We start from the raw sequence: 3,138 nt of genomic DNA, 5'->3' as shown, positions 1-3,138 counted from the left end.
GTGCCTTCGCGGCCCTCGGCAGTGCCGCCGGTGTCGGGCTGGCGGTGGGGCCCACCCTGTCGGGCTGGCTGGTCGGCACGCTCGGCTGGCGTGCCACGTTCGGTCTGCACGCGGCCCTGCTCGCCGTGGCGTTGACGGGCATCGGCTTCGTCGCCGAGTCCCGGGCCCCGCGGCGTCCCCGGCTGGACGCGACCGGCGCGCTGGTGTTCGTCGCGGGTCTCGGCCTGCTGGTCCTGGGCGCGGTCCAGGGCCCGCAGTGGGGCTGGACGAGCCCCGGTGTGACGGCGCTGCTCGCCGGCGGTGCGGGTCTGCTGGTGCTGTTCGTCGTCCTGCAGTCGCGTTCCGCGGCCCCCGTCCTCGATCTGACGCTGGTGCGCAACCGCCGGTTCTTCGCGTTGTGCACGGTGCCCGTGGTGTCGACGTTCGGCTTCGTGACGCTGCTGACGTACCTGCCCACCTATCTCGTGGGTGCGAGTGGCTTCTCCGCCCAACGCGCCGGAACCGTCCTGCTGTTGATGACCGCGCCGGTGCTGCTGGCCCCGCCGCTGTCCGGGGGCCTGGTCAACCGGGGCGTGTCCCCCCGTACGCTGATCACGTTGTCCTTGCTGATGTTCGCCGGCGGCAACGCGTGGCTCACCGTGATCGGCCCCGGCGCGTCCGTCGCCGTGATCGCCGGTCCGCTGCTGCTGACCGGGCTGGGCGCCGGGGTGTCGTTCGGCGTGGGCGACGGTGCGGCGATGAGCCTCGTCGAGCCCGAACAGGCCGGTATGGCCACCGGGTTCCTCAACACCATGCGCATCGGCAGCGAGGCCATCGTCATCGCCGTGTACGGCGCGGTCCTGGTCAGTCTCATCGAAACCCGTGTCGGATCACGGGAACTGGCCGCGAAGGTCGCCGCGGGGGACCCGCCCGGCGGCGGCTCGGCCGTGCCGGCCGGCGCTTTCACCCACGCCCTGCACCTCGCCCTGTACGGAACGGCCGCGGTGTGCGCGATCGGCGCGGTGGCCGTCTTCGCCGCGCTTGCCCCACCGCGCCCGGACACCACCACGACACGCCACGCTCCCGAGCCCGCCCGTCAGCCCACGGAGGCGGCCTGACCAGCCCGCGGAGAAGCCACCGCGAGCGGCCCGCACCGAACCGAGACCCTTCGGACCGGTGCGGGCCGCTCCGCGTCGCACCCGGGCAAATCGGCGCGGGCGCCCGCTCGTGACGGCGCCGGGCAGCCTGCTGCCAGCCACCCGCCGAGAAGGCTCGGGCAGCGGCGATCCGGGGGGGCACACGGATCACGAAGCGACGCGTGCGCCGGGTGACCAGGGAAGACAAGGCCGTCACCGAAGCGACTGTTCCCGGACTCCGACCACCGCTTGGTGGTGGCGGGGCGTCTCCATCTCGTCCAGCAGGGCGAGCGCGAAGTCCGCGTAGCCGATCCGGCTCGCCGGGTCGCCGTGGTCGGTGATCCGGTACCGGCCGGTGCGCGTGCCGTCGTGGTCGAAGTCGCCCGCGGGGGCCACGTAGGCCCAGTCGAGCTCACAGGCGCGCAGTTCGTCGAGGCCCGCCGCGTGGCCCAGGGAGAACGGCCGGTACTCGCCCGGAAATCCGGGCTCGTCCATCAGGGGCACGCCCGACGCTCCGGGCAGGACGGAGGCGACGCCGACCACGAGGAGTCGGCGCACCCCTGCCCGGGCCAGGCCTGCGGCCAGGGCGCGGGCCGAGGTCGTGAAGAAGTCGTACGGCGGGACGGACCCGTCGACGGCGGCGCCGAGTGCGGCATCGTGCCCCCGCGCCACACGAGCGACGACTCCCGGGTCGGTGATGTCGCCCGCCGTCAACCGTACGCCGGTGAGGTCGCCGTGGCGCGCGGGGTCGCGTACCACGGCGGTGACCCGGTGGCCGCGCCGCCGCGATCAGGTGGAAGCCGACGCGGTCGTAGAACGCGCGGGCGGGGGTGTTGGCGGTGACCATGCCCAGGTGGACCGCGTCGACGCCCTGTCCGCGCAGGGCGTCCAGGAACGTGTGCAGCAACCGTCGGCCGTACCCTCGCCCCTGCCAGCGCGGCAGCAGGTCGATGTGCAGGTGGGCGGGGTAGGCGGCGAGTTCGGGCAGCAGCATCCGCTCCGGGTGGTGCAGCAGCCGGATCATCTCCTCGGTGGGCGTGCGCGGCGGCCCGGCGGGCTCGGGGTAGCGGCCGGCCAGCCGGGGTATCCAGACGCGCCGGAAGTCCGCGACGAAGCGCTCGGTGTCCGCGGTGCCGAGGATGTATCCCACGGACCGGCCCGTGCCGTCGTCCAGCACGAAGGCGAGGTCCGGGTCGAAGTGGCAGTACGGATCGGCGAAGAGGGACGGCATGAGGTCCGGGTCGGGGTAGAGGGCCCGGGAATCGCCGCCGAGGTGCGCGGTGCGGACGCAGACGTCGGCGACGGCGTCCCGGTCGGCGGGGCGGTAGGGCCGGATCACGGGGCCCGGGTCGGGGAAGGACATGTCCCCATACTGATCTTTTGGGAGCGCTCCCACAAGGGGTTCGGACCGACCGGGGCCGGGTGGACCGTGGCCGAGGGGACCGGGTTCGGCCGGCCGGGGCCGGGCCGAGCGCGGCTGGGTGTGCGGGATGCCCCCGGCAGCGGGTGCGGTTCCCGTTGGTTCCCGCACGTACGGCCGGAGTTGACGCAGTCGACCATCTCGCGCATCGGGTCACGGGCCGGGCTGCTGCGCCTGTCGCGTGCCAAGGTCGCCCTCTGTGTGGTCACCGGTCGGACGGGGAGTTCACCACGCCCCAACCTTCACACGGGGCACACACGTTGGCTAGGTTGACGCGAGGCCGCCACCCGGGCGCCGGTTCGGTCAACCGCCCAACCGCCTTGCGGGGCAAGGAAGGAGCAGGTCTTCCATGGTGCCGGAGAACGGCGACGAGGTTCGGCGGCGGATCGAATCCCTTTACGACCACGCCGAGATCGTCACCGGCCGCTTCAACGCGACCCGCACGATGGCCCTGCGGACGCGCGCACGCGACGCCGCGCCGGCCCGGGGACCGAGCGGCCGCACGGATCCGGCGCTCGACGCGATCACCCGCCGGTGGCTCGACACGGCACGTCCCGTACTCGGCCCGGCCGTCCCCGCCGTACTGCCCGCCGACCGCCTTCC

General features: G+C 73.9%; 2 protein-coding genes and 2 pseudogenes. 2 read left to right on the top strand and 2 right to left on the bottom strand.

Features of this window, described 5'->3' with window-relative positions; all coding sequences use genetic code 11:
* Positions 1 to 1,097, top strand: a 1,097-nt coding sequence (locus tag H5J33_RS28960) for an MFS transporter (RefSeq protein ID WP_181797775.1), incomplete at its 5' end; no start/stop codon positions are given.
* 231 nt (positions 1,098 to 1,328) lie between these two features.
* On the opposite strand, the gene H5J33_RS28955 is transcribed toward H5J33_RS28960, so the two are convergent.
* Positions 1,329 to 1,874, bottom strand: a complete 546-nt coding sequence (locus tag H5J33_RS28955) for an NAD(P)-dependent oxidoreductase (RefSeq protein ID WP_181797774.1) — start codon at positions 1,872 to 1,874, stop codon at positions 1,329 to 1,331.
* A gap of 19 nt (positions 1,875 to 1,893) precedes the next feature.
* Positions 1,894 to 2,478, bottom strand: a pseudogene (locus H5J33_RS28950) (GNAT family N-acetyltransferase); the annotation flags it as partial.
* Between the two features lie 406 nt (positions 2,479 to 2,884).
* Here H5J33_RS28950 and H5J33_RS28945 point away from each other — a divergent pair.
* Positions 2,885 to 3,138, top strand: a pseudogene (locus H5J33_RS28945) (peptidoglycan endopeptidase); the annotation flags it as partial.

The sequence above is a fragment of the Streptomyces sp. WELS2 genome (assembly GCF_013870595.1).
Classification (GTDB): Bacteria; Actinomycetota; Actinomycetes; order Streptomycetales; family Streptomycetaceae; genus Streptomyces.
This window is presented reverse-complemented; position numbering and strand designations above follow the sequence as displayed.